Genomic DNA, 17,847 nt, shown 5'->3' with positions numbered 1-17,847 from the left:
CTCCTCTTCTCCCCTCGTCACGACCCCGCGGCGACGACGGCGCGGGCGTTGCGCACGGCCCGCTGCTGCGCCGCGCGCTGGTCCTCCAGCTCCTGCTTGTTCCGGCTGATGGCGCTCTTCTGGGCGCGCGCCTGGACGGCGTGGACGGACTGGATGTATCCGGTGTCGAGCTTGCACGTCGCGTCGGCGGCGGCCGTCTTGCGCTCCTTGCCGGTGGGCTTCTCGGTGCGGAACCAGGCCATGTCCAGGGCTGCCGCGTCCGGGTCGGTGTAGTGGAAGCCGCGCTTCTTCATGCAGTCCGACCAGGCACGCTCGGCCTTCTTCCAGGCCGGGTCCTTGCGGGCCTCCTTGCCGGACTGGATCCACAGGCGCATGGCGATCGAGGTGGTGCCGGTGAGCCGTATGCCGTCGACCTTCGTGGCGGGCGTGGGGCCGGTGATCTTCTGTCGTGCCTGCCCCAGGCAACCGCCCTCGGGTATGCGGTGTCCGTGCGCGAAGTGGCTGTCGCCGGTCCCGAACTCGGCGGTGAGGGCCAGGAACTGGTCGGTGGGCCACTCCAGGTGCTGGGTGCCGGCGGCCGGGTCCTGGTTGTGGTAGCCGTGCTCGGACGCCAGGTCGGGGTCGTCCACGCCGTACGGCCGGTCGTCGCCGACGGAACTGCTGAGGTCGAGCGTGCCCTGCCGGACCGGGTAGGTCGACTCGACCGACTTGGTGTCCAGCACCGCGAAGCCCGAGAAGCCGAGCCGGACCATGCACCGCTTGGCGAGGATCCACTGCGCCCGGTCGACGGCCTGGTTGTCGGCCGCGGAGGGGTCGATGTCGTACGCGTACAGCGGGAACGCCGAGACGGCGTTGAGACGGCGGGCCTCACCCGCGGAGTCGTCGTCGCCGCTGAGGCGGTCGGTGAACTGGCAGGCCGACAGGGCGAAGAGGGCGGCGAGAGCGAGAGGCAGGACTTTGCGCACGGGGTCATCCGATCAGGCCGCGATCATGGACGCCGTGACGGAGCCCACAATTCCGGCACGCGGAGATCACAACTGGTTCACAATCACCGGGTCCCGGCTCGGACCGGCCCACGTCGCGCGAGGTTTCAGCTGAAGTCGGCCCGCGCGAGATGCGTCCCGCAGACGCGGCAGCGGAAGAGGTACGCGGTCGGCTGTCCGTCCTTGTCGAGCGCCGCGAGGAACTCCTCGGCCGTGCCGTCCGCCCAGCCCCACGCGGCGCACTCCCGGCGCAGGTGGTCCAACGCGTCGGGATAAGGCCGCAGTTCGCGCACGCCGGCCGCGCCGAGGAACACCGCGCCGTCGCGGCAATGCTCCGGCCAGCCCCAGTCCTGCCAGGTGGCGAAGCCGGGGGTGCGCTCGCAGATCTGCCGGGCCGTCCCGTCCGGCATCCGCCCGGCGTCCACGTCGTTGAAGAACACGCCGAGGCGCCTGGCCGCCGTGCCGTACGCGATGCAGTAGGGGCACAGCCGTCCGTCCGGCACGTCCTCGCCGTGGACCGGGCCGGTGTAGATCCAGCCCTGGTCGTGTCCGCAGCACGCGCACGGCTCGTCGGCTGCCCTCACCGAGCCGGTGGCGACCGGATCCGGGTGGTACGGGAACGGCGGCAGCAGCGGGCGGCGGCGGGGCTCCGGGCGCGGATTGACGACCTGTTCGATCGCCTGCCCGGTCAGCGCGGCGGGCGGCACCACGACCGCCCGTGCCCGCAGGTCCTCCGGCAGCTGCCGCACGTCGTCCTCGCTGGTCACGATCACCGTCGGATCCCCGAGCAGCACGATCGCCGCGCCGGTGCGGCGGGCCAGCTCGGCGACGATGTCCAGAACACCGGGGCCCGGCCGGTCGAACGACACCCCGAGGTGCAGATACACGTCGGCGTCAGTGCCGTCGGCGGCCCGCACCCACTCGACCGGCTCGCCGTCGGGCACGTCGTACGGGGCGTACGGCACCAGCACCTCACGCACGGCGGCGGCGTCCATCGGCACGACGTCGCCGTCACGGAACGCATGGACGTAGATGCCGGACCCCATGGTCCCTACTCCATCACATACCTGCACCACCCCGGCATCCCCCGGGCCCGGGCGGGCGACCCGGACGGCGGGGCGCACCTCTCCCCGGGGATGACGGGCGTGACCGCCCACACGGGCACCGCTCCCAACGGCCGTGGTGGAGGCGGCACTTCAGGTCTGGGCGGGTCACCACGGCGCCGCGGGCTCCTCGACCGCGCCGAACGGCGACGTCCTTCCCGGCCCGCCCGGCCGAGCGGGGAAGGACGTGGCCGTGAGCCGTCCGTCCTACGACAGCTGCGACTGCACCTGGGCGGAGATCAGCTCCAGGTGGTCCAGGTCGTCGAGGTCGAGCACCTGGAGGTAGACGCGGCGGGAGCCGATCGCGGCGTACCGGCCGATCTTGTCGACGACCTCGGCCGGGGAGCCGGCCAGGCCGTTGGCCTTCAGCTCGTCCACCTCACGGCCGATCGCCGCGGCGCGCCGGGCGACCTCCTGGTCGTCCCGGCCGACACAGACCACGAGCGCGTTGGAGTACGTCAGGTCGTCCGCGCCGCGGCCGGCCTCCTCGGCGGCGGCCCGGACCCGGCCGAACTGCCGCTCGCTGTCCTCGACCGAGGCGAACGGGATGTTGAACTCGTCGGCGTACTTCGCGGCCAGCCGCGGCGTACGGGTCGCGCCGTGGCCGCCGATGAGCACGGGAACCTTGCCCTGGGCGGGCTTGGGCAGCGCGGGCGACTCGGTGAGGTCGTAGTGGGTGCCGTGGAAGTCGAAGGTCTTGCCGGGCTCGGTCGCCCACAGCCCGGTGACGATCGCGAGCTGCTCCTCCAGCCGGGCGAACTTCTCCTTCGGGAAGGGGATGCCGTACGCCTTGTGCTCCTCCTCGAACCAGCCGGCGCCGAGGCCCAGCTCCACGCGGCCGCCGGACATCTGGTCGACCTGGGCGACCTGGATGGCGAGCACACCGGGCAGCCGGAAGGTGCCGGCGGTCATCAGCGTGCCGAGGCGGATGCGCTTGGTCTCGCGGGCGAGGCCGGCCAGGGTGATCCAGGCGTCCGTGGGGCCGGGCAGGCCGTCCGTGCCGCCCATGCTGAGGTAGTGGTCGGAACGGAAGAAGGCGTCGAAGCCGAGGTCCTCGGCGGCCTTCGCCACGGTGAGCAAGGTGTCGTAGGTGGCCCCCTGCTGGGGCTCGGTGAAGATTCGAAGGTCCATACACCTATCCTGCACGCCGCGGCCCGCGTCAACCTCGCCGGTACCGCCGGGTGCGCTGATCCCCGGTCGGGTGAAAATCGGGGGCGGGGTGCCAGGGGCGCCGTGCGGGCCAGTGACCGGCCCCGGTGATGATCGTTGGGACGACGGTGCCGGACCGTCCGGCACCCGCGCCGGCCCCGCCGGGCCGGGGGCCGAGGAGGCCGTGATGTCCGAAGAGCTGGGCTCCGCCGGGCAGCCGAAGGGGCTGCTGGAGCAGATGGAAGAGCTGATGGCGGCGCTGAACGCGGATCTGTCGGAACTGGCCGATCTGCACGCCACGGGAACGGCTCCGGCTCAAGCGGACGAAGGCGGCACCGACCGACCGGGGCAGTGCCGACTGACCGGCGCGACGCCGGTTGACCGAAGCGACGCCGGCTGACGAGAGGCGTCGTCACCGGGGACGTCTCCGGCGGGGACGAGCGAGAACGGGCCGAGGCGAACGGCGGCGCTTGAGCGACACCGGCTGCGGGGAGCAGCGGCAGTTGAGCGGCACCGGCTCGGGGAGCGGCTCCGGTTGGCGGGAGCCCGGTTGGCGGGAGCGGCATCGTCCGAGGTGCGCGGCTCCGGGCCGAAGTGAGCGGCACCCGTCGGCCGAGCCACGTCGAGCCGATGTGAGCAGCATCGGTCGGCATGACGACGTCGAGCCGACGCGCGGGACACAGGCCGAACGAGCGGCACCGGTCGACGGGGACGACGCCCGGTCGGCATGAGCGGCGGCGTCATCGAGGGCGGCTCCGGGTGGGTCAGCCGAATTCGCGCTCCGGTAAGACCTCCTCGCGCGCTGCCAGTTTGCGCAGCATCTCGCGGACGCGGTCGCGGGACTCGTCGGCCGCGTCGATGGCCTCCATGCACTGCCAGTACGTCGTCTCGTCGGCGGCGGCGCTCGCCATGCCGACCAGGGCGATGCCGACCTCGCCGAGCAGACCCCCGAGGCAGAGCAGCGTCTCGCGGGCGTCCTCCAACTCGGTGAGCTGGGCGGCGCGCAGATCGCCGGGGTCCAGTTCGGGCGGGTCCAGGACGCCGCAGCCCCGGCCCGCCAGCTCCGTCAGGCCCAGTGCCTCGCCGCGCAGCTCCGGCGGGCCGGAGACCGCGAGCCGACTGCCGATCGCCTGGGCCAGGGCCTGCGCCTGCCAGACCTCCGCCAGGATTTCGCCTGCGTTCGCGCCGTTCGCCAGGGCTCGCCTGCTCGCGAGGATGAGCCGTATCGCATCCATAGGTCGCCCCCGTCCCTCCACATGCCTTCTCGCACGTCCGCCGGAACTCTCTTCTCGCTACCTAGTCCACTACCCAGAGTGAGGGCGCCTGAGTCGAAAAGCCAGAGGTGGGCGGAAATTTGTGGACAACAATTCGGATTCGACAGGCGATTTCGCTACGGAACGTAATAATGGAGTTCAGGAGTCCGGCAGTTGACCCGGTTCGTCCCCGTCCCTGTCCCCCGCGACCGGAAAACGACGCTCATTTCGGTCGATCTTGGCGGCCAGCGCGGCCAGCGGGTCGATGCCGAGGGTGCCGCAGAACTGGAGGAGGTAGGCGAGGACATCGGCGACCTCGTCCTCGACGCGGTGCGCGGTGCCGGCGTCGGCCATCACCCGCGCGGACTCCTCCGGGGTCAACCACTGGAAGATCTCCACCAGTTCGGAGGCCTCCACCGACAGAGCGGCGGCGAGGTTCTTGGGCGTGTGGTAGGGCTGCCAGTTCCGCGCGGCCGCGAACTCGGCGAGCCGGCGCTGGAGTCGGGCCAGGTCAAGAGGTTCCGTCACGGTCCAGGTGTACCACCGTGACACCCCGGACCCCGGTGGCCCAGGAGCCGTCGCTCACCGCGCCCAGCCACCGGATGTGCCCGCGCTCGCCCATCCGGGCCGCCAGCCACAGCAGTGCGCGGCGCTGGGCGGGGTCGAGGCCGCGGTCGAGGCCGTCGGCCAGGACGGTCAGGCTGCACAGCGCGTCCGGCACCTCGCCGGGGGTGTCCACGGCGAGGACACCGGGCCCGGTCAGCAGCACCAGCGCCAGTGCCAGATAACGGAGTTCGCCGTCCCCGAGCCGGGCCAGCTCGGTGCGCAGGCCGTCGCCGCGGTCGAGCAGCGCCCGTACCGTGCCGTCCGCCAGCGGCTCGGCGACCAGGTCGGTCACGGGCCCGGCGCAGCCCGCGCGCAGCGCCTCGACCAGCAGAGCGTGCCGGCGGGCGCACTCGGCGCGGGTGCGCCACAACACGTCGGCGAGGTTGTCGCAGCCGGGCAGCAGCCGTCCGGAGCCCGCGGGGACGGGCGTGCGCATGGACGCGGGGTGGGGGTCGCACGGGAAGACGGAGCGCAGGGCGACCACCATCTGCTCGGCCGCGGCGAGCACCTGCCGCTGCCCGTCCGTCTTGCCGGCCACGCGCAACGGCAGCAGGGCGGTGCCGAGCCGGTCGTCGGGGAGCGGGGCGCGGGTGACCGGGGCGGAGCCCGCGGTGTGCCAGGCGGCCTGGACGGCGCGGCGGGACGGGTCGCGCAGCGCGGTCTCCAGCAGCACGACGCCGCCCGCGGTCAGCCGCTCCCCCGCGATCCGCAGAACGGGTTCGGCCTGGACGGCGACGTCGAGCCGGACGGGACCCTCGGCACCGTCGGCCGTACACCCGATCCGGAAGCCGCGCCGTCCGCCCGCGTCGGGGCGCGCCCGCTGCGGCACACAGGCGGGCGGGTCCGGGAACGCCTCCCGGAGCGCGACACCTGCGGCGAGCCGGGCGAGCGCCTCGTACGCCATGAGCGCGGTCGTCTTGCCCGCGCCGCTGGGCCCCGCGAGCACCGTGACCGGGCCGAGCGGAATCGAGGCCCGCCGGTGCCCGGCGAAGGCCGACAGCCGCAGCTCGGTGATCCGAGCGCGTACGTCGGGGCACCGGGCGGCTCCGGCCGCACCGGCGGGTGCGGCCGGTTCGAGGGCTCCGAAAAGTTCGGAGAGTTCGGGGGTTCCCGGGGCGTCCCCGGGCACGCGGGACTGCGCAGGTACGGTCCCGCCGGGCGCGGCGGCCGCCGCGGGCTCGGTGGACACGGAAGGCACGGCCATGCCCGGACGGTAGAACTCCGCCGCCCCGCCGAACCGTTTGCCCTCGGGACCTTCCTACGAACGAGGGATGCCCGTGGGGCCGTCGGTGCGCCGGCGGCCCCGCGGACAGGGGCTCAGCCCCCCGACATCCCCGCCCCCTCCATCAGCCCGCTGACCTCGGTCCCGGGCGGGGTGAGGAGGAACACGTTCCGGTCGACGCGGTGCATCCCGCTGCCGAGCCCGAAGACCACGCCCGTACTGAAGTCGAGGACGCGCTTGGCGACCTCCGTCTCGGCGCTGGACAGGTCGAGCAGTACCGGCACCCCGGCCATCAGGGTCTCGGCGACCTCCCGCGCGTCCGCGAAGACGTTGACGCGCAAAACCACGAACCGGCGCCGGGTCTCGGTCTCGGCGTCCGGCAGCGCGCGGTGGTTCACCGCGGACGGCCACGCGTCCCGGCCCCGCAACGGCACGACCTGGGCGAGCCCTTCCCACTGTTCATCGGTGACGTCGTAACGGCTCACCGGCTCCCCCCGACCTGACTCACACTCAATGCCTGCACCGGCCAATTCTTACGCCAAGTCACCCGTTCGGCCCAACAACGACACGGTGCGCGACCGATCCGATGCCCCGACTCCGGCGTGACACAGGGCACATGTACGGTTAAGTCCGCTTCTTACCTTTCTCACACCGGACTCTTCACAAGCGGCCATGTCTCGGTCATTTACCGTCAGTAGCTTCCCGTGCCGTGCACTTGGCAGAAACACCGCAGGTGACACCCGGCCGGCGGACGCAGTCGGCGGTGTCCGCCGTTCCGGGAACCCACCTGGAGTCCCCCGAGGCGCCCGCGCAGTGGCATCGCGTCCTGACGCTGCTGGCCGACGTCAGCCTGTTCATCGGCGCCCGCACGGTGTGGACCCAGGCGGCGACGCACCGGCTGACCCTCGCCGCGGTCATCTCCCTCTGTTACGCCGCGATCCTGGTGACCGGCATCCTCGCGCTCACGGTCCGCCGGGCGCGCTCGCTGGCCCGCCTGGACCTGGTGGTGCTCGTCACGGCCATCGCCCTCACCCTGTGCACGTGGGCGCTCAACCACGCCGGCGGCGACGAGGCGGTCCTGACCACCCAGGCGGCGAGGGAGATCCTCGGCGGGCACCAGGTCTACGACCACCCGTGGCCGTGGCTGTTCCACCTCCCCGGCGTCGCCCTGACGCCGACGACGACCGGCGGCTACGACTTCACGTACGGCTACCCGCCGCTGACGCCGCTGCTCACGCTGCCGTTCCTGGGGCTCGGCCACAACGGCGCGCCGGCCACCGCGGCGGTGACGGTCGTCCTGATCGTGGGCACGGTCGTGCTGTGGCGGCGGCTGCCGGCGCCGTGGCGCTCGGCGGCCACGATGATCTGCCTGGGCTTCAGCTTCCTGCCGATGTACGCCCGCCAGGGCTACCCGGCGATCGTCGCCCTGGTCCTGCTGATGCCGGTGGTGGCGGGCTGGACCCGGCTGGGTGCCGGGGGGCGGCTGGGCGCGGCCGGGATCGCGCGTGCCGCGTGCCTCGGGGCCGCGTGCGCGGCACAGCAACTCCCGTGGTTCCTCACGCCGTTCCTGCTGGCCGGGATCTACGCCGTGCGCCGCGGCGAGCTGGACGGGCGGGCTGCGGCGCGCGTGGTGCTGCGGGTCACGGGCATCGCGGTGCTCACCTGGTTCGTGATCAACGCCTACTTCGTGGTGACCGAGCCCGGCCCCTGGATCCGGGGCATCGTCCTGCCGCTGACCCAGGGCGCGGTGGTGCACGGCCAGGGCCTGGTGGACATCTCGCTGTACTTCACCCACGGCAGCGACCGGCTCGACTGGTACAGCCACGCGAGCATGCTGCTCGCCGCGGCCCTGCTGGGGCTGTTCGTGCTGTTCGTCCGGCGCCTCGGTCCGGCGGCGACCGTGCTGCCCTGGTGCGTCTTCTACCTGGCGACCCGCTCGCAGGACGGCTACTACCTGATGATGACGCCACTGTGGCTCGCGGCGGCGATCACCACGCCCCTGTCGGAGTTCACGCGCGCGTGGCAGCCGCGGCCGGCGTGGCTGACGGCCCGGCGCCGCAGGCCCGCGCTGACCGGAGCCGTGGTGCTGCTCGTGCTGCCCGCGCTGCTGAGCGTGACCGTGGCGGCGACCGGCGGGCCGCCGCTGCGCATGGACATCACGAAGGCCCGGCACGCCCCGGCGGGCGCGCTGTCCACGCTGACCGTGAAGGTCACCAACACCGGGAGCGACCCGCTCACCCCGCACTACATGCTCACGACGGGCCAGGGCATGGGCAAGTACTGGTCGCTGGCGCACGGCCCCGCCACGATCCCCGCGCACGGCACGGCGACCGTGGTCCTGCGGGCGCCCGACGGCGGCTACCCGCTGCCCACGAGCAAGAGCACCCACTTCCGGCTGCGCGCCTTCACGGCCACCCCGCAGACGCTCTCCACCGAGGACGTGCAGGGGTCGGAGCTGGGCCTGACCGGCTGACGCCCGCAGGCCCCGGCCCGACCGCCCGGTCGGGCCGTCCGGCTCAGGAACCCGCGCGCGTGAAGCGCAGCGCGGCCGTCACCGTGGTCAGGCCGCGCATCATCCCCATCTGGTTCCAGCCCATGCCGAACTGGTCGCGGTCCACGGTGAACTCGGTCTCCAGGGTGAGCCCGCCGGCGTCCGCCGAGGCCAGGCGCGCGGTGAGCTCCTGCGGCCGGCTGATGCCCCGCACGGTCAGCTGCCCGGTGACCCGCACGCCGTCCGCGTCGAGCCGCTCGGCGCCCCGGACGGCGAAGGTGATCTCCGGGTGCTGGTCGGTGTCGAGGAAGTCCGCCGAGCGCAGGTGCTTGTCCCGCTTGGCGTGTTTCGTGTCCAGGGACGCGGCGTCCAGGGTCACGGTGCCGGTGGCCGAGCCGTCCGGGCTCACCTCGCCCCCGCCGCTGATCGCGGTGAACGCGCCCTTCACGGTGACCAGGCCCCACATGGTCTTGTGCCGCAGCGCCACGGTGGACGCGCTGGGGTCGAGCTGCCAGGTACCTGTTTCCACGGCGACGGTCATGGTCGTACTCTCCCGAAAGGTGATTCAAATTTGGATAATCGAAGGAGCCCTACGCTAGCCCGTTATCCAAATTTGCACAACGGGTAGACTGGCCGTATGTCCGCCACCACCACGCCCCCCGCCGACCAGCCCTCTTGCCCTCTCGCCGAGAGCGGGGAGCGGCTGCTCCCGGACGAGCTGCGCGCGTGGATGGTGCTGCTGGCCGCGACCGGCGGGGTGGAGCAGCGGATGCGGACGGCGGTGAAGGAGACCCTCGGCGTCTCGCACGACGAGTTCCTGATCCTGTGCCTGCTGGCCGAACGGCCGCGCACCGGGTTGCGGATGACCCAGGTCGCCGACCTCCTCGGCCGCCCCAAGACCCGGCTCACCTACCAGATCGCCTGCCTCCAGCGGGCCGGCCTGGTCAACCGCCGTGCCGTGTGCGGCGACAAGCGCGGCGTGGAGGTCGCGCTCACCGACAAGGCGCGCGAACTGCTGCGCGAGACCTCCGCGCTGCTCGCCGGGACCGTCCGGCAGGCCCTCGCCGACTCCATGGGCACCGAACAGCGCGCGGCCATGTGCGCGCTCGTCCCCGAGGTCGCGCCCCCCGACGGTTCCTGAACTCCCCCTCCACAGCTCCTGAACGTCATCGGCCGACGGGCGGGAGGCGCAGGTCACAGGCGTGAGGAGGGCAACTTCACAGTGCGCTCTTCACCCGTCCTCTAGCATCCTGCCCTAGCATCCGAGCATGACGGTCCTGCCTGACGACGGGCTCTCCCTGGCCGCCGAGTTCCCTGACGCGACGCACGAGCAGTGGCAACGCCTGGTCGAGGGTGTGCTGCGCAAGTCGGGCAAGGAAGTCTCTGGCGCGGCAGCAGAGGACGCCCTGTCCACGACGCTGGAGGACGGGCTGCGCACCCGGCCCCTCTACACCGCGCGCGACGCCGCGCCCGACTCCGGCCTGCCCGGTTTCGCCCCGTACCTGCGCGGCGGCCGCCCCGAGGGCAACACCGCCGACGGCTGGGACGTACGGCAGCGGCACGCGGCACTCGCCGAGGGCGCCGTGCTGGCCGACCTGGAGAACGGCGGCACCTCGCTGTGGCTGGTGCTGGGCGAGGGCGGCTTCCCGGTCGCCGACCTGCCCCGCGCGCTCGACGGCGTCTACCTCGACCTCGCGCCGGTCGTCCTCGACGCGGGCCGCGACACCGAGGCCGCGGCCGAGGCACTGCTGCGGCTCTGCTCGGACAGGGGCGTCGACGCCAAGGCCGTACGCGGCAACCTGGGCGGTGACCCGCTCGGCTACGAGGCCCGCACCGGCACCGCGCTCGACGTCGCGCCGTACGCCGCCCTGGCCGCCCGCTGCGCCGAGCAGTACCCGGGGCTGCGCGCGCTCACCGTGGACGCGCTGCCGTACCACGAGGCGGGCGGTTCGGCCGCGCAGGAGCTGGGCGCCTCCCTCGCCACCGGTGTGGCCTATCTGCGCGAGCTGACCGAGGCGGGCCTCGGCATCGAACAGGCCGCCGCCCAGCTGGAGTTCCGCTACGCGGCCACCGCCGACCAGTTCCTGACCGTCGCCAAGCTGCGCGCCGCGCGCCGGCTGTGGGCGCGGGTCGTCGAGGTGTCCGGGGCGCCCGGCGCGGGCGCGCAGGTGCAGCACGCGGTCACCTCGCCGGTGATGATGAGCCGCCGCGACCCGTGGGTGAACATGCTCCGCACGACGGTCGCGACGCTGGCCGCCGGGGTGGGCGGCGCCGACTCCGTCACCGTGCTGCCGTTCGACCACGCGCTCGGCCTGCCCGACGCGTTCGCCCGCCGCATCGCCCGCAACACCTCCACGATCCTGATCGAGGAGTCGCACCTGGCCCGGGTCATCGACCCGGCCGGCGGCTCCTGGTACGTCGAGCGGCTGACCGACGAACTCGCCCACGCCGCCTGGGAGTTCTTCCGGTCGGTCGAGCGGGACGGCGGCCAGCCGGCCGTGCTGCGCTCGGGCCGGCTGCGCACCGACCTCGCGGCGACGTGGGCGGAGCGCTCCAAGAGGCTCGCCAAGCGGCGCGAACCCATCACCGGCGTGAGCGAGTTCCCGCTGCTCGGCGAGAAGCCGGTGGAGCGCGAGCCCGCGCCCGAGCCGCCGTCCGGCGGGCTGCCGCGCGTGCGCCGCGACGAGGCGTACGAGGAGCTGCGGGCCCGCTCCGACGCCCACCTCGCGGCGACCGGCGCCCGCCCCCGGATCTACCTCGCGACGATCGGCTCGGCCGCCGAGTACACCGCGCGCGCCACCTTCGCCGCCAACCTCTTCCAGGCGGGCGGCATCGAGCCGGTCACCGAGGGCCGCTTCGAGGACAGCGGCGCCACCGAGGCCGTGCTCTGCTCCAGCGACGGCCAGTACGCCGAACAGGCCGAGCGCCAGGCCGAGTTGCTGCGAGCGGCCGGTGCCCGTCAGGTCTTCCTGGCGGGCCGGGGCGACCACCCCGGCATCGACGCGTACGTCTTCGCGGGCTGCGACGCCGTCGACGTCCTGTCCACGACTCTCGACCGCATGGGAGTGTCCTGATGGGAATCCCCGACTTCTCCGGCATCGAGCTGGAGACCGCCGAGGGAACGGCCGCCGACGGCAGCGCCGAGCAGTGGCTGGCGGCCGGCGGCGACCGGCCGCTGTGGGAGACCCCGGAGGGCATCGGGGTCAAGGCGCTGTACACCGGCCGTGACCTGGAAGGCCTGGACTTCCTCGGCACCTACCCGGGCATGGCGCCGTACCTGCGCGGCCCGTACCCGACGATGTACGTCAACCAGCCCTGGACGATCCGCCAGTACGCGGGCTTCTCCACCGCCGAGGAGTCCAACGCGTTCTACCGGCGCAACCTGGCGGCCGGCCAGAAGGGCCTGTCGGTCGCCTTCGACCTGCCCACGCACCGGGGCTACGACAGCGACCACCCGCGCGTGACCGGCGACGTCGGCATGGCGGGCGTGGCCATCGACTCGATCTACGACATGCGCCAGCTCTTCGACGGCATCCCGCTGGACCGGATGACCGTGTCGATGACGATGAACGGCGCCGTGCTGCCGGTGCTGGCGCTGTACATCGTGGCGGCGGAGGAACAGGGCGTACCGCCCGAGAAGCTGGCCGGGACCATCCAGAACGACATCCTCAAGGAGTTCATGGTCCGCAACACCTACATCTATCCGCCGAAGCCGTCGATGCGGATCATCTCCGACATCTTCGCGTACACCTCGCAGCGGATGCCGCGCTACAACTCGATCTCCATCTCCGGCTACCACATCCAGGAGGCGGGCGCGACGGCCGACCTGGAGCTGGCGTACACGCTCGCGGACGGCGTCGAGTACATCCGTGCCGGGCGCGAAGCGGGCCTGGACGTGGACGCGTTCGCGCCGCGCCTGAGCTTCTTCTGGGCGATCGGCATGAACTTCTTCATGGAGGTCGCGAAGCTGCGGGCGGCGCGGCTGCTGTGGGCGAAGCTGGTGAAGCAGTTCGACCCGCAGAACACCAAGTCGCTCTCCCTGCGCACCCATTCGCAGACGTCCGGCTGGTCGCTGACCGCGCAGGACGTGTTCAACAACGTGACGCGTACGGCCGTGGAGGCGATGGCGGCGACCCAGGGCCACACCCAGTCGCTGCACACCAACGCCCTCGACGAGGCGCTCGCGCTGCCCACCGACTTCTCGGCGCGCATCGCCCGCAACACCCAGCTGCTCATCCAGCAGGAGTCCGGCACCACCCGGGTCATCGACCCGTGGGGCGGCAGCGCCTACGTGGAGAAGCTGACGTACGACCTCGCCCGCAAGGCCTGGCAGCACATCCAGGAGGTGGAGGCGGCGGGCGGCATGGCCAAGGCGATCGACGCCGGCATCCCCAAGCTGCGCATCGAGGAGGCCGCGGCCCGCACCCAGGCCCGCATCGACTCCGGCCGCCAGCCCGTGATCGGCGTGAACAAGTACCGCGTGGAGAACGACGAGGCGATCGACGTCCTCAAGGTCGACAACTCCTCCGTACGCGCTCAGCAGATCGAGAAGCTGCGCCGGCTGCGGGCGGAACGGGACGAGCAGGCCTGCCGGGGCGCGCTCGACGCGCTCACCCGGGCGGCCGGCGGCGAGGGCAACCTGCTGGAGCTGGCGGTGAACGCGGCCCGCGCCAAGGCCACCGTCGGCGAGATCTCCGACGCCCTGGAGAAGGTGTACGGCCGGCACGCGAGCCAGATCCGTACGATCTCCGGCGTGTACCGCAACGAAGCAGGCCAGTCCCCGAACGTGGACCGCACCCGTGCCCTGGTGGACGCCTTCGAGGAGGCCGAGGGGCGCCGGCCGCGCATCCTGGTCGCCAAGATGGGCCAGGACGGTCACGACCGGGGCCAGAAGGTGATCGCCACCGCCTTCGCCGACCTCGGCTTCGACGTCGACGTCGGCCCGCTGTTCCAGACGCCCGAGGAGGTCGCCCGCCAGGCGGTCGAGGCGGACGTCCACGTGGTCGGGGTGTCCTCGCTGGCCGCGGGCCATCTCACCCTCGTCCCGGCGCTGCGCGAGCAGCTGGCCGAGGAGGGCCGCGAGGACATCATGATCGTGGTAGGCGGGGTGATCCCGCCGCAGGACGTGCCGACGCTGCTGGAGATGGGTGCCACGGCCGTGTTCCCGCCGGGGACGGTGATCCCGGACGCGGCGTACGACCTGGTCGAGCGGCTGTCGGCCGACCTCGGCCACGAGCTGTAGCGCCGCGATGGCCGCGATCGATCTCGACACGTATGTGAAGGGTGTGCTCGACGGCAAGCGGGCCCTGGTGGCCCGCGCCATCACGCTCGTCGAGTCCACCCGGCCCCAGCACCGGGCGCTGGCACAGGAGTTGCTGACGCGGCTCCTGCCGCACAGCGGCCGGGCGCGGCGGATCGGCGTCAGCGGGGTGCCGGGGGTCGGCAAGTCGACGTTCATCGACGCGTTCGGCACGATGCTGACCTCGCTGGGGCACCGGGTCGCGGTGCTCGCCGTCGACCCGTCCTCGACCCGCACGGGCGGCTCCATCCTGGGCGACAAGACCAGGATGGAGCGCCTGTCCGTGGACCCGGCGGCCTTCATCCGCCCCTCTCCCAGCGCGGGCACGCTGGGCGGGGTCGCGAAGGCCACCCGGGAGTCGATGGTGGTGATGGAGGCGGCGGGCTACGACGTGGTCCTCGTGGAGACCGTCGGTGTGGGCCAGTCCGAGACGACGGTCGCGGGCATGGTCGACACCTTCCTGCTGCTGACCCTGGCCCGCACCGGCGACCAGCTCCAGGGCATCAAGAAGGGCGTCCTGGAACTGGCCGACGTCATCGCCGTCAACAAGGCGGACGGCCCGCACGAGCGGGACGCCCGTGCGGCGGCCCGTGAACTGGCGGGCGCCCTGCGGCTGATGCACGGCAAGGACGCCTTCTGGACTCCCCCGGTGCTCAGTTGCAGCGCGCGGGAGTCGGCCGGCCTGGACACGCTCTGGGAACGTCTGGAGCAGCACCGCACGCTCCTGGACTCCACCGGCCGCCTCACCGCCAAGCGGCGCGACCAGCAGGTCGAGTGGACCTGGGCCATGGTCCGCGACGAGCTCCTCGGCCGTCTGCACGCGGCCCCGGCGGTGCGCGAGAGCGCGCCCGATCTCGAACGGCGGGTCAGGGACGGCGAGTTGACGGCGACGCTGGCCGCGGAGCGGATCCTGGCGGCGTTCGAGGGCGGACTGCCCACGGCGGCGCAGGCCTGAGACGGCCGGGGCCCGCGGCGGCCCACCGTGTGGTGCCGCGGTCACGACGGCCCGGCTGCCCGTCAGTGCTCGTGCGGGCCGGGACGGTGGACGGGGCCGTGGGCGTCGTCGCAGTGCTCCGCCTGCTGTTCGGCCGACGGTGCGGTGATCTGGAGCAGGTCCGCGGCGTCCGTGTCCTCTCCGAGGTGGTCGACCTGGAGGGTGGCGTGGCCGATGCCGTGCCGGTCGCGCAGCAGGTTCCGGAGATGGCGCCGTACGGCGTGGCAGTCGCCGCCGGGTTCGACCAGGACGTGGGCGGACAGGGCGGGTTCGCCGGAGGTGATGGTCCACACGTGCAGGTCGTGGATCTCCACGACGGAGGGCTGTCCGGCGAGCTCGTCGCCGATCGTGTCCGGGTCGAGGCCGGCCGGGGCGGCCTCCAGGAAGATCCGTCCGGAGTCCCGGACCAGTCCGTAACCGGCCTTGAACATCAGAGCGACCACGACGAGCGTGGCGACGGCGTCGGCCCGGGCGAACCCGGTGAGGACGACGATCAGCGCGGCGACGGCGGTGCCGACGAAGGCGAACAGGTCGTTGAGGATGTGCTGGTAGGCGCCCTCGACGTTCAGGGAGCTGCGGTTGGCCCTGGAGATGCACCAGGTGGCGACCACGTTCACGGCGATGCCGGCGAGCGCCGTCGCCAGCATCAGTCCGCCCTCGACCTCGGGCGGGCTGATGAGCCGCCGCACCGCCTCGTACGCCAGCCAGGCTCCGAGCAGCAGCAGGGTCAGGCCGTTGGCCTGGGCGGAGAGGATCTCCGCGCGCTTGAGTCCGTAGGTGAAGCCGCCGCGGGCGGGGCGGGCCGACAGACGCATCGCGACGAGGGCGAGCACGATCGAGGCGGCGTCGGTGAGCATGTGTGCCGCGTCGGAGATCAGGGCCAGGGAGCCGGCGATGACGCCGACGGCGACCTCGACCGCCATGAACGCCGTGATCAAGGTGAGCGCACAGGCCAGCCAGCGGCGGTCGGCGTCCGCCGACACACCGTGCGAGTGGCCCGCGTGCCCGCCGGCGCCATGCGCGTGCCCGTGGTCGTGATCGTGGTCGTGGTCGTGATCACTCATGTCGTACGCCTCCCCCTCGCGTCGGGTTCCTGGCCGCAGTGAAACGCATGGTCGGTGTATTCACCAAAGGCTGCACCGGTGACCGTTGTCATCTTCTTTAACGAGGCTCTGACCTGCGCAGACGTAATCCGTCCGGACGGAAATGGGACCGATTTCCACCTTCCCGCCACGTAGCACGACGCACCTCACCGCACCCGATTCGACACGCTGGGCCGACAGCAAGTGATGAGGCGTCAGAAGATCCCTCGTAGGGGCTAATGGTGCGACAATCCACTTTTACTCCACGGGACTTGGCGCTTCGGCGCCTTGCCCGTGGGGCGGCATCCGACGCCCCGGATCCCCCGATCAGCCCGTGGTGCCGACCTTCTGATATGACCGTCATGTCAGCTGTGTGTACTTTCGTCACAAGCTGGCTGACGGGCCGGCATCTCCGCACACGAGACAGGAGAGCGACATGAAGGTCGCCCGTTCCACCATGGTCACCGCCGCTGTCGGGACCGCCGCCGCCCTGGCCGCGTCCGGCATCACGTACGCCTCGGCTGCCTCGTCCCTGACGTCCCCGGCCGCCCCGGCGGCCACCGCCGCAGCGCCGCAGGGTGGTGACGGCGGACAGAGCAAGGGCAACGAAGGCAGAGGCAACGAGGGCCGGGACAACGAAGGCCACGGGGGCCACGAGGGTTACGAGGGCCGGATCCAGGTCAACGAACGCTCGTACTCCAGCGACCCCGGCGACTGCGTCACCGTGGTCAGCGGCCTGGGCGCCAAGACCCTGAACATCCGCAACGAGAGCCACAGGACCGTCGAGGTGTTCCGCGGGGCGGTCTGCGACAACGGCGCTCCGATCGCCACCGTCGGCCCCCACAGCGACAGTTACGGCGTGGAAGCGGGCCCCACCGACGGCATCTACATCGACAACGGCGTGGTGGCCAGCTTCCGCGTGGTCCGCCACCACGAGTTCTAGTCCGAAGCCGGTCACATGACGAAGAGCCCCGGCCCGCCGCAATCGGGCCGGGGTGACCATCGCATCGATCCGACCCTGCCGGACGACCCGCGTCCCGAGCGGGTCTGGTACACGTCCTACGGCTCGAACATGCACCTGGACCGGCTTGCCGCCTACGTCCGCGGCGGCCGCCCGGACGGCGCCGCACGGGAGTACCCCGGGTGCCGGAACCCCGCGATGCCCGTGCGGTCCATCCCCGTGGAACTGGCCGGGGCGCTGTACTTCGCCACCGAGTCTCCCGTCTGGGGCGGCGGCAGGGCCTTCTACGACGAACGAGTCGACGGGCGCGTACTGGCCAGAGCCCACCTGATGACCGCGGAGCAGTTCTCCGACGTCGCCGCCCAGGAGATGTACCGGCAGCCCGGACCGGACCTGGACCTGCGGGACGTGCTCAGGGACGGTCGCGCCGTGCTGGGCGAGGGCCGCTACGAGACCCTGGTGTGCGCCGGGCAGGTGGACGGCCTCCCCCTCCTCACGTTCACGGCGCCCTGGGGGATGACCGACGTTCCGTGGGTCGCCCCGTCCCCCGCCTACGTCCGCCTGCTCGCCTCGGGCCTCCTCGCGGCCGGTGCCTGGGACATGGACACTGTGGCCGCGTACGTGGCCGGGTGCCCCGGCGCGGCGGAACACTGGTCGTTTGAGGACGTCACCGACCTCCTGAGGGACGAGGCGTAGAGCTGCCC

17 protein-coding genes are annotated in these 17,847 nt (G+C 72.4%); 8 read left to right on the top strand and 9 right to left on the bottom strand.

What is annotated here, in order from left to right:
- Nucleotides 1-17 precede the first annotated feature (17 nt).
- The 3 genes from AC4OXY_RS35015 to AC4OXY_RS35005 all read right to left on the bottom strand — a co-directional run bounded on the left by AC4OXY_RS35015 (nt 18) and on the right by AC4OXY_RS35005 (nt 3,217).
- Complete coding sequence (locus AC4OXY_RS35015) at nt 18-965, bottom strand: hypothetical protein (RefSeq protein WP_491991639.1); 948 nt, start codon at nt 963-965, stop codon at nt 18-20.
- A gap of 125 nt (nt 966-1,090) precedes the next feature.
- On the bottom strand, nt 1,091-2,029 hold the full coding sequence (locus AC4OXY_RS35010; RefSeq protein WP_362821632.1) for a CbrC family protein: 939 nt from the start codon (nt 2,027-2,029) through the stop codon (nt 1,091-1,093).
- 264 nt (nt 2,030-2,293) lie between these two features.
- Nucleotides 2,294-3,217 carry an LLM class F420-dependent oxidoreductase gene (locus AC4OXY_RS35005; protein ID WP_362821633.1) on the bottom strand — a complete coding sequence of 308 codons (924 nt, stop codon included), beginning with the start codon at nt 3,215-3,217 and terminating at the stop codon, nt 2,294-2,296.
- Between the two features lie 205 nt (nt 3,218-3,422).
- On the opposite strand from AC4OXY_RS35005, the gene AC4OXY_RS35000 reads away from it, so the two are divergent.
- Nucleotides 3,423-3,635: a hypothetical protein gene (locus tag AC4OXY_RS35000; RefSeq protein ID WP_376287129.1), complete on the top strand. Its 213-nt coding sequence runs from the start codon at nt 3,423-3,425 to the stop codon at nt 3,633-3,635.
- Between the two features lie 364 nt (nt 3,636-3,999).
- On the opposite strand, the gene AC4OXY_RS34995 is transcribed toward AC4OXY_RS35000, so the two are convergent.
- The 4 genes from AC4OXY_RS34995 to AC4OXY_RS34980 form a co-directional block, all read right to left on the bottom strand.
- Complete coding sequence (locus tag AC4OXY_RS34995) at nt 4,000-4,470, bottom strand: DUF6099 family protein (RefSeq protein WP_356021576.1); 471 nt, start codon at nt 4,468-4,470, stop codon at nt 4,000-4,002.
- Between the two features lie 177 nt (nt 4,471-4,647).
- Entirely contained in the window at nt 4,648-5,016 is a 369-nt protein-coding gene (locus AC4OXY_RS34990; RefSeq protein ID WP_376286843.1) for a nucleotide pyrophosphohydrolase, read from the bottom strand.
- Nucleotides 5,000-6,298, bottom strand: a complete 1,299-nt coding sequence (locus tag AC4OXY_RS34985; protein WP_376286846.1) for an AAA family ATPase — start codon at nt 6,296-6,298, stop codon at nt 5,000-5,002. The genes AC4OXY_RS34990 and AC4OXY_RS34985 overlap by 17 nt, the downstream gene beginning before the upstream one ends.
- A gap of 113 nt (nt 6,299-6,411) precedes the next feature.
- Nucleotides 6,412-6,801: a cell division protein SepF gene (locus tag AC4OXY_RS34980; RefSeq protein ID WP_356021570.1), complete on the bottom strand. Its 390-nt coding sequence runs from the start codon at nt 6,799-6,801 to the stop codon at nt 6,412-6,414.
- Nucleotides 6,802-7,079: 278 nt separating this feature from the next.
- Between AC4OXY_RS34980 and AC4OXY_RS34975 the strand changes: the two genes are divergently transcribed.
- Nucleotides 7,080-8,789, top strand: a complete 1,710-nt coding sequence (locus tag AC4OXY_RS34975; protein WP_491991638.1) for a hypothetical protein — start codon at nt 7,080-7,082, stop codon at nt 8,787-8,789.
- 43 nt (nt 8,790-8,832) lie between these two features.
- Here AC4OXY_RS34975 and AC4OXY_RS34970 read toward each other — a convergent pair whose 3' ends face one another.
- Nucleotides 8,833-9,348: a YceI family protein gene (locus tag AC4OXY_RS34970; RefSeq protein ID WP_356021568.1), complete on the bottom strand. Its 516-nt coding sequence runs from the start codon at nt 9,346-9,348 to the stop codon at nt 8,833-8,835.
- A 96-nt stretch (nt 9,349-9,444) separates the two neighbouring features.
- Between AC4OXY_RS34970 and AC4OXY_RS34965 the strand changes: the two genes are divergently transcribed.
- The 4 genes from AC4OXY_RS34965 to meaB all read left to right on the top strand — a co-directional run bounded on the left by AC4OXY_RS34965 (nt 9,445) and on the right by meaB (nt 15,061).
- A complete protein-coding gene (locus AC4OXY_RS34965; protein ID WP_356021566.1) occupies nt 9,445-9,948 on the top strand; it encodes a MarR family winged helix-turn-helix transcriptional regulator in 504 nt (167 codons plus the stop codon).
- A 127-nt stretch (nt 9,949-10,075) separates the two neighbouring features.
- On the top strand, nt 10,076-11,881 hold the full coding sequence (locus AC4OXY_RS34960; protein ID WP_491991637.1) for a methylmalonyl-CoA mutase family protein: 1,806 nt from the start codon (nt 10,076-10,078) through the stop codon (nt 11,879-11,881).
- Complete coding sequence (gene scpA, locus AC4OXY_RS34955) at nt 11,881-14,049, top strand: methylmalonyl-CoA mutase (RefSeq protein ID WP_491991636.1); 2,169 nt, start codon at nt 11,881-11,883, stop codon at nt 14,047-14,049. Before AC4OXY_RS34960 ends, scpA begins: the two co-directional genes overlap by 1 nt.
- 7 nt (nt 14,050-14,056) lie before the next feature.
- Complete coding sequence (gene meaB / locus AC4OXY_RS34950; protein WP_356021561.1) at nt 14,057-15,061, top strand: methylmalonyl Co-A mutase-associated GTPase MeaB; 1,005 nt, start codon at nt 14,057-14,059, stop codon at nt 15,059-15,061.
- Between the two features lie 62 nt (nt 15,062-15,123).
- On the opposite strand, the gene AC4OXY_RS34945 is transcribed toward meaB, so the two are convergent.
- Nucleotides 15,124-16,164, bottom strand: a complete 1,041-nt coding sequence (locus AC4OXY_RS34945; RefSeq protein ID WP_491991635.1) for a cation diffusion facilitator family transporter — start codon at nt 16,162-16,164, stop codon at nt 15,124-15,126.
- Between the two features lie 454 nt (nt 16,165-16,618).
- Between AC4OXY_RS34945 and AC4OXY_RS34940 the strand changes: the two genes are divergently transcribed.
- Nucleotides 16,619-17,125: a hypothetical protein gene (locus AC4OXY_RS34940; protein ID WP_376286858.1), complete on the top strand. Its 507-nt coding sequence runs from the start codon at nt 16,619-16,621 to the stop codon at nt 17,123-17,125.
- A 15-nt stretch (nt 17,126-17,140) separates the two neighbouring features.
- Nucleotides 17,141-17,839, top strand: coding sequence for a histone deacetylase (locus tag AC4OXY_RS34935; RefSeq protein ID WP_362821642.1), 699 nt, complete (start codon nt 17,141-17,143; stop codon nt 17,837-17,839).
- Nucleotides 17,840-17,847 lie beyond the last annotated feature (8 nt).

This window comes from Streptomyces sp. HUAS MG56, from assembly GCF_058673395.1.
This window is presented reverse-complemented; position numbering and strand designations above follow the sequence as displayed.

Excerpts from the sequence above, each read along its gene's own strand:
- AC4OXY_RS35010 (WP_362821632.1), bottom strand. The coding sequence starts at position 2,029 with ATGGGGTCCGGCATCTACGTCCATGCGTTCCGTGACGGCGACGTCGTG.
- AC4OXY_RS35005 (WP_362821633.1), bottom strand. The coding sequence starts at position 3,217 with ATGGACCTTCGAATCTTCACCGAGCCCCAGCAGGGGGCCACCTACGAC.
- AC4OXY_RS35000 (WP_376287129.1), top strand. The coding sequence starts at position 3,423 with ATGTCCGAAGAGCTGGGCTCCGCCGGGCAGCCGAAGGGGCTGCTGGAG.
- AC4OXY_RS34995 (WP_356021576.1), bottom strand. The coding sequence starts at position 4,470 with ATGGATGCGATACGGCTCATCCTCGCGAGCAGGCGAGCCCTGGCGAAC.
- AC4OXY_RS34985 (WP_376286846.1), bottom strand. The coding sequence starts at position 6,298 with ATGGCCGTGCCTTCCGTGTCCACCGAGCCCGCGGCGGCCGCCGCGCCC.
- AC4OXY_RS34970 (WP_356021568.1), bottom strand. The coding sequence starts at position 9,348 with ATGACCGTCGCCGTGGAAACAGGTACCTGGCAGCTCGACCCCAGCGCG.
- AC4OXY_RS34965 (WP_356021566.1), top strand. The coding sequence starts at position 9,445 with ATGTCCGCCACCACCACGCCCCCCGCCGACCAGCCCTCTTGCCCTCTC.
- AC4OXY_RS34960 (WP_491991637.1), top strand. The coding sequence starts at position 10,076 with ATGACGGTCCTGCCTGACGACGGGCTCTCCCTGGCCGCCGAGTTCCCT.
- scpA (WP_491991636.1), top strand. The coding sequence starts at position 11,881 with ATGGGAATCCCCGACTTCTCCGGCATCGAGCTGGAGACCGCCGAGGGA.
- meaB (WP_356021561.1), top strand. The coding sequence starts at position 14,057 with ATGGCCGCGATCGATCTCGACACGTATGTGAAGGGTGTGCTCGACGGC.
- AC4OXY_RS34945 (WP_491991635.1), bottom strand. The coding sequence starts at position 16,164 with ATGAGTGATCACGACCACGACCACGATCACGACCACGGGCACGCGCAT.
- AC4OXY_RS34940 (WP_376286858.1), top strand. The coding sequence starts at position 16,619 with ATGAAGGTCGCCCGTTCCACCATGGTCACCGCCGCTGTCGGGACCGCC.
- AC4OXY_RS34935 (WP_362821642.1), top strand. The coding sequence starts at position 17,141 with ATGACGAAGAGCCCCGGCCCGCCGCAATCGGGCCGGGGTGACCATCGC.